Source organism: Runella limosa DSM 17973 (genome assembly GCF_000482465.1).
In the GTDB taxonomy this organism is placed as follows: domain Bacteria; phylum Bacteroidota; class Bacteroidia; order Cytophagales; family Spirosomataceae; genus Runella; species Runella limosa.
On the sequence record NZ_KI519420.1, the window covers coordinates 293,488 to 299,990 of the forward strand.

The window sequence follows — 6,503 nt, forward strand, 5'->3', positions numbered from 1 at the left end:
ACGTTTACACAGTTGCCATGAAAACATTACCAATTTTATTAAAAGACGGGTATAAAGTAGGACATAAATTCCAATACCCAGAGGGGACAACCTTGGTTTATTCAAACTTTACGCCCCGCAAATCAAGAAATCCAGAACAAAACGAAATTGTATTTTTTGGGTTGCAGTACTTTATCAAAGAATACCTCATTCACCAGTTTGACGAAAATTTCTTTCAACGTCCCAAAGCCGAAGTAGTACAACAATACAAACGTCGTATTGATAATTATTTGGGAAAAGACAGTATTCCCTACGAACATATCGAAGCATTACATGACTTGGGGTACTTACCCCTTCTCATCAAAGCATTGCCCGAAGGTAGTCGTGTGCTCATGCGTGTGCCTGTGTTGACGATTCGAAATACCAAGCCTGAGTTTTTTTGGTTGACCAATATGCTCGAAACGTTGATGAGTGCTATTTTATGGAAACCGTGCACGTCAGCAACCACGGCGTTTGAGTATGTACAAACCTTTACCAACTATGCCCGTGAAACAGTAGGCGATGACCTCAGTTTTGTCCCTTGGCAAGGCCACGACTTCAGTTTTAGAGGAATGTCGGGGATTGAAGATGCCGTCATGAGTGGCGCAGGGCACTTGCTGAGTTTTACAGGAACAGATACGATTCCCGCGATTGATTTCTTTGAAACTTACTACAATGCCGATTGTGAAGCCGAACTGATTGGAGGGTCGGTGCCTGCTACGGAGCACAGCGTCATGTGTATGGGAACAAAAGATGCAGAAATAGAAACGTTTGAACGCTTGATAAAAGAGGTATATCCTACTGGCGTGGTGTCTATTGTGAGCGATACGTGGGATTTTTGGCAAGTAATTACGGAGTTCTTACCGCAACTTAAAAGCCAAGTTTTGGCACGTGATGGAAAAGTAGTTATTCGCCCCGACAGTGGTGATCCCGTAAAAATTATTGTTGGCGACCCAACAGCGCCCGTTGATTCTCCCGAGTACAAAGGAGCGATAGCGTGCATGTGGGAAACGTTTGGAGGGAGCGTTACTCCGCAGGGATTTAAGTTGCTAGACCCACACATTGGGCTTATTTACGGGGATAGTATTACGCCTGCTCGGCAGATAGCCATCTTGGAAGGACTAAAACAAAAAGGCTTCGCTAGTTATAACGTGGTACTAGGAATAGGTTCATACACTTATGAATACGTTACGCGTGATACCTTCGGGTTCGCGATGAAAGCTACTTACGGCGAAGTGGACGGTGAGGGGCGTGATATTTTTAAAGACCCTAAAACGGATGATGGTACGAAGAAATCGGCCAAAGGCTTAATGGCGGTGCATAAGGATGGCGCTACGGGACAGTATGTTTTGCAAGACCAATGCACGTGGGAAGAAGAAGCCCAAGGAGAGCTTAAAACGGTCTTTTTGGATGGAAAACTTACGATAGATTGGACTCTGGCAGAAATACGGGCACGGGTGCAACAGCAGCTTTAAACCTATATTTTGAACCATATAAGTCATATAAGAGATGATAAGTTTCTTTCTTATACAGGTTAAACGCATTAAAAAAAGTAGCCTCAGCGAGGTGAAATCTTAGTAGAAAAAAGGGATAAAGGTTATCCCAGAGCCCCATCGGGGTGACATCTTTCACCGAACGTTGGCCGTCCCCATGGGGCTTTGATTCATTTTTCTACTAAGATGTAGCTCCTCTATATTTTAACACGTTTAAGCTGTTTTTTATATGGTTCAAAAAAACGAAAAAAGAAACTCAAATGAACCTTAACTTAATTACGCCGCAAAAAAGCGAAATAGCTTTCAAAAGCTTTACCTTTCCCGATGGGCAGCCTCATATCAAATTAGAGTCCATTCCCACCACGACTAAGCACGTACATATTTTGACACGTTTATCGACCATGAACGATGTATTTCTCTGCCTAGCCGCGAAAAATGCCCTCGACTATGCGGGAGTGGAAACAGTTGACGTCACTATATCGTACCTGATGGCGGCACGGATGGACAGAGTAATGACCCAAGGAGAGCCGTTTTCGCTCAAAATTGTGGCGGATATACTCAATGCAGGACAATTTCGTAAAGTCCATATTTTTGATCCTCACTCGGATGTAGCTACCGCATTGATTCACCGTTCGATGGCGATTTCTAACCTGACATTGGTCAAAAAAGCAATGGAAGCGTTTTCTAGTCTGACCAATAAAGATTATTATTTGGTCTCTCCCGACTCAGGAGCATTGAAAAAGGTGTATAAAATTGCAGAAGCAATTGGGGCAGAACGGGTAGCTGAATGTATCAAATTTAGAGACGTAAAAACGGGACAGCTGTCTGGTTTTAAAACGTTTGAAGAAGATTTTGGTCAACGACCTTGTTTTATCATTGATGATATTTGCGATGGTGGCGGCACTTTTGCGGGACTGGCCGCACTTTTGAAAAGCCGAAATGCAGGAAAAGTAATTTTGATTGTCAGTCACGGTATTTTCAGCCGAGGGCTTTCCATTGAAGGGGTTGATTACGTCGTCAGTACCAACTCCTTCAAAGAGTTTTCTGAAACCCCGTCTTCTGTTCGTATCTTTCCCGTAGAATCAGTTCTGTAAATATACGTTTCAAATGAAAAAACTCATCACGGTAATCACGGCTTGGATTTTTACCATTACTCTGTACGCCCAACCCAAAACAGTGGTTTTTCAAACTGATTTTGGGCTGAAAGACGGCGCGGTATCGGCCATGAAGGGCGTGGCTATGGGCGTAAATCCCGCACTACGGCTGTTTGATTTGACCCATGAAATTCCTGCGTATAACATTTGGGAGGCTGCCTACCGTCTCGAACAAACTGCGACCTACTGGCCTAAAGGAACCGTATTTGTGTCGGTGGTTGACCCAGGTGTGGGAACCGACCGTAAATCGGTGGTGCTAAAAACCAAGAGCGGGCATTTTTTCGTTGGACCCGATAACGGGAGTTTTACACTTGTGGCCGAGTCGTTGGGGATACAAGAAGTTCGGCAAATAAACGAAGCCATCAATCGCCGCCAAAATTCGCAAGGCTCTTATACCTTTCATGGGCGTGACGTTTATGCTTACACCGCTGCGAGATTGGCGGCAGGGGTTATTACGCTGGCGCAAGTAGGGGCGCGTTTGCCCAACGAAGTGGTTCGGATTCCGTACCAAAAAGCCATTGTAGAAGGAAATACCATTGTCGGAACTATCCCAATTTTGGACGTTCAGTACGGGAACGTTTGGACAAACATCCCCGCTGAGATGGTGAAAAATTGGGGTTTAACGGCAGGTAAAAAGGTGATGGTGACGGTTTGGGAGGGAGACAAAGAGGTGTTTCGTGGTGAAATGCCTTTTACCAATACCTTCGGAGAAGTGCCCGAAGGACAAACTCTTTGTTATTTGAATAGCTTGATGAATTTCTCTTTTGCTACCAATATGGGTGATTTCTCGGGCAAATATGGTGTCAAAAGCGGGCCAAATTGGAAAGTGAGGCTAGAAAAACGCTGAGATAGACAGTTAGACTTTCCAAGTTTCAAAAACTTGGAAAGTCTGTTCTATTTCCGAGCTAACCGAGCATAGACCGTCGCCAAAACAGGCTCACTTTCGTTGTGAAGGCGGTCGAGTGCCGTAACAGCGTAGGTGTAGCGCCTTCCACGTTTGGCACTTTTATCAAGCGCGCGCGTTTGGCCTTCATAGCAGCCTGCCAATAGGCGAGGAGCTTCACTGTCGGAATAACGATAAACGGCATAATAGTGAGCAAGGCTACCGTCGCGAGCTGCCTCCGAGGCCGCCCAACGCAGTTCGACGCCGTCGCGGGTATCTTTTACCTGTAAATTCTTGGGAGTCAAAGGAGGCGTATGGTCTTTCCACGGCATGGTGGGAGGGAATGCAGGCTCTTTGTAGAAATTGGTACGCAAGGAGTCGGCGTGACCCAACTTGTTTCCAATTAATGACTTTGAACTGAAGAAAACACTGCCCAAAATTTCAGGATTGAGGCGGATAAACCGCATCTGACTCGGAAACTCAGACGGATTAGCCCACGTTCTGTCTTTGTCTTCAGTGCCAATCCGATACGGGCCTTGACCAATGTACAAATGGCGCCCATAAGTATAGGGTAACCACCAGGAAGTCACAATTTTAAAAGGGACTTTGTCAAATTTTGTAGAAAAATAAATCTGCGGAACAAGGTAATCAATCCAGCCCGCTTTCATCCATTTTTTCGTATCCGCATACAGGTTATCGTAGGATGTTTGCCCAGCCTCCGTGGCCGAACCCGAAGGGTCATCTTTTCGATTTCTCCACACTCCAAATGGGCTTACTCCAAATTTAACGTAGGGTTTTTCGGCCGTGATGGCATCGCTGATTTGTTTGATAAGTTTATCAACATTGTCGCGGCGCCAGTCATTTTTGTTGCGAAACCGACTGCCGTACTGTTGGTACGCTTCTTCGTCTTTGAGTGTTTGGCCAGTAACGGTATAAGGGTAAAAATAGTCGTCAAAATGAATGCCGTCCACGTCGTATTCGTGGACAATGTTGGTTGTTACCGACGTAATATAATCCCGAACTTCAGGGAGACCAAAGTTAAATAGTTTATAGCCATCGTAATCAAACACCCATTCAGGACGTTTGCGGCCAATGTTGTCGTTGGAAATACTCTTGCTTGCTCGGTGAGCCGTGCGGTTGAGGTTGAGCCACGCGTGAAATTCAATGCCCCGACGGTGGCATTCTTCAATCATAAAATCGAGGGGGTCGTAAAAAGGCTCGGGGGCTTTGCCCTGTTTTCCTGTCAGCCACTCAGACCAAGGTTCTTCGCCACGGGCATAAAAAGCATCGGCAGCGGCTCGTACTTGCACAAAAACTGCGTTGATGCCCATCCGTTTGTGTGTTTCAATGAGCCGAATAAACTCCTCCCGTTGTTCAGCGGGAGGAAGGTTTTTGCGGCTGGGCCAATCAATGTTATCGACCGTTGCAATCCAAACCGCCCGCATTTCGCGTTTCATACCCATTGGGCCAAAATCACGAGGAGTGGTACGCGGTTTTTTGGATGATTTGCAACCTTCTAACACTAAAAACAGCAGCAGGCAGAGCCAAGCGAGGTGTTTTTTCACGGAATGATGCAAGCGTTTAAAATGAGCAAAAAAGATTGGTTACACCCACAAATGTAATGATTTTGCCCAATCAATGTTGCATCCTTTATCTTGCGGTACAAAAACCCTGAAAGTTGCCTATTTAGGCCGCGTTTGCTCACTCGTCAGGAAGCCTACCATGTACAAATCAAAACCACCTTTGCCTTGGGGACGGTTGCATGAAAAGATGCCCAAATGGTAGTTGAAGTCATAGACAGAAGCCGTAACGGGGCGGTATTCATCATAGGTGGTATTGACGCGACTTCCCATGTTTTCGGGTTGTGACCACGTTCCGTTGGTGAGTTGAGCAGAATAAATATCAAAACCTCCCAAACCACCCGTACGATTGGAAGTAAAATATAGGGTATTGCTCCAATAGCTTGTTGCAAAGTGCGGACATTTGTCGTCGGAGGGTGAAGAGAGTTGGGTGTTTTTCTTGACAGGTAGAATAGCTCTGGCCAATAAGGTGGACAAAAGCTGGGTTTTATCATTGGGCAAATCGGCCTCAAAAATGTCAAAATTCCCCTCGCGGTTGGAGCAAAAATAGACTTTGCTAAAATCTGAATTGAACGTAGGGTAGGCGTCGTCGCTCGTGCTGTTGAGCCATGCCACTTCAAAAGGCCCTTCGGCCGTATTTTTATCGTTGAAATTGTGTACAAACTTAATTTGTAAATCTCCCGATGAATCGTCGGCGTAGAGCAACAAAAACTTACCCTCGTGGCGGGTACTTCCACTATTGATGATTTGTCGGTCAAACGAATAAACCACTGGCCCTAGCACATTGCACGATTGATTGGCCTTCTGTACTAAAAGCTGGTAGTAAGACGCGTCTTTGGCAATGTCGAGGTTGTATTGAATGCTGGCCTTGGCGTTGAGTAAGTTGGTTTTGTCGTCGTATTCTAACTCAAAAGGTTTAGCAACAAGGTTAAAAAGCTCTTTACGGTCACGTTTTGAGGAAAAAATAAGATAGCCATTTCCGTAGCGGTTGCCTGGCAAGGCGGAGTTGTAATCGTCAAACTCAGAATTAAAGGCTTCTAAATTGACGGGCTGCGCAAGGAACTTTCCAGTGTGGTCATTAAAAAGACCATTGGGGCACGCAGTCATTAAACATACTATTGCAGTAGCAATTCCGAACGATAGAAGACGGTTCATAGAGGAGGTGAGTCTAGTTTTTTGGAAGACGCAAAAAAGAAGCACAACGTTGGAAAGAGCCTTGACTTTGTGCCTCAGGGTATGAGTACCCTGAGAATTATTCGGCTGATTTCGTCGGGATATGAGTATCCCTCCGCACGGGTCGTGCCTCAGGGTACTCATACCCTGAAAATTATTTGGCTGATTTCGTCGGGATATAAGTATCCCTCTGCACGTGTCG

The 6,503-nt window shown here is 45.5% G+C and carries 5 protein-coding genes; 3 read left to right on the forward strand and 2 right to left on the reverse strand.

Annotated features, from left to right (window positions below; translation table 11 throughout):
* Positions 1-17 precede the first annotated feature (17 nt).
* The 3 genes from K339_RS0111225 to K339_RS0111235 all read left to right on the forward strand — a co-directional run bounded on the left by K339_RS0111225 (position 18) and on the right by K339_RS0111235 (position 3,512).
* Positions 18-1,493: a nicotinate phosphoribosyltransferase gene (locus K339_RS0111225; RefSeq protein WP_028523654.1), complete on the forward strand. Its 1,476-nt coding sequence runs from the start codon at positions 18-20 to the stop codon at positions 1,491-1,493.
* A gap of 278 nt (positions 1,494-1,771) precedes the next feature.
* Positions 1,772-2,605 (forward strand): ribose-phosphate diphosphokinase, encoded by an 834-nt coding sequence (gene prs, locus K339_RS0111230; RefSeq protein ID WP_028523655.1) that lies wholly within the window; start codon positions 1,772-1,774, stop codon positions 2,603-2,605.
* A gap of 13 nt (positions 2,606-2,618) precedes the next feature.
* Positions 2,619-3,512 (forward strand): SAM hydrolase/SAM-dependent halogenase family protein, encoded by an 894-nt coding sequence (locus K339_RS0111235; RefSeq protein WP_028523656.1) that lies wholly within the window; start codon positions 2,619-2,621, stop codon positions 3,510-3,512.
* A 47-nt stretch (positions 3,513-3,559) separates the two neighbouring features.
* On the opposite strand, the gene K339_RS33435 is transcribed toward K339_RS0111235, so the two are convergent.
* Positions 3,560-5,113, reverse strand: a complete 1,554-nt coding sequence (locus tag K339_RS33435) for a glycoside hydrolase family 10-like protein (protein WP_037300169.1) — start codon at positions 5,111-5,113, stop codon at positions 3,560-3,562.
* 117 nt (positions 5,114-5,230) lie between these two features.
* On the reverse strand, positions 5,231-6,283 hold the full coding sequence (locus K339_RS33440; protein WP_064750963.1) for a TolB family protein: 1,053 nt from the start codon (positions 6,281-6,283) through the stop codon (positions 5,231-5,233).
* Positions 6,284-6,503 lie beyond the last annotated feature (220 nt).

Excerpts from the sequence above, each read along its gene's own strand:
- K339_RS33440 (WP_064750963.1), bottom strand. The coding sequence starts at position 6,283 with ATGAACCGTCTTCTATCGTTCGGAATTGCTACTGCAATAGTATGTTTA.
- prs (WP_028523655.1), top strand. The coding sequence starts at position 1,772 with ATGAACCTTAACTTAATTACGCCGCAAAAAAGCGAAATAGCTTTCAAA.
- K339_RS0111235 (WP_028523656.1), top strand. The coding sequence starts at position 2,619 with ATGAAAAAACTCATCACGGTAATCACGGCTTGGATTTTTACCATTACT.
- K339_RS0111225 (WP_028523654.1), top strand. The coding sequence starts at position 18 with ATGAAAACATTACCAATTTTATTAAAAGACGGGTATAAAGTAGGACAT.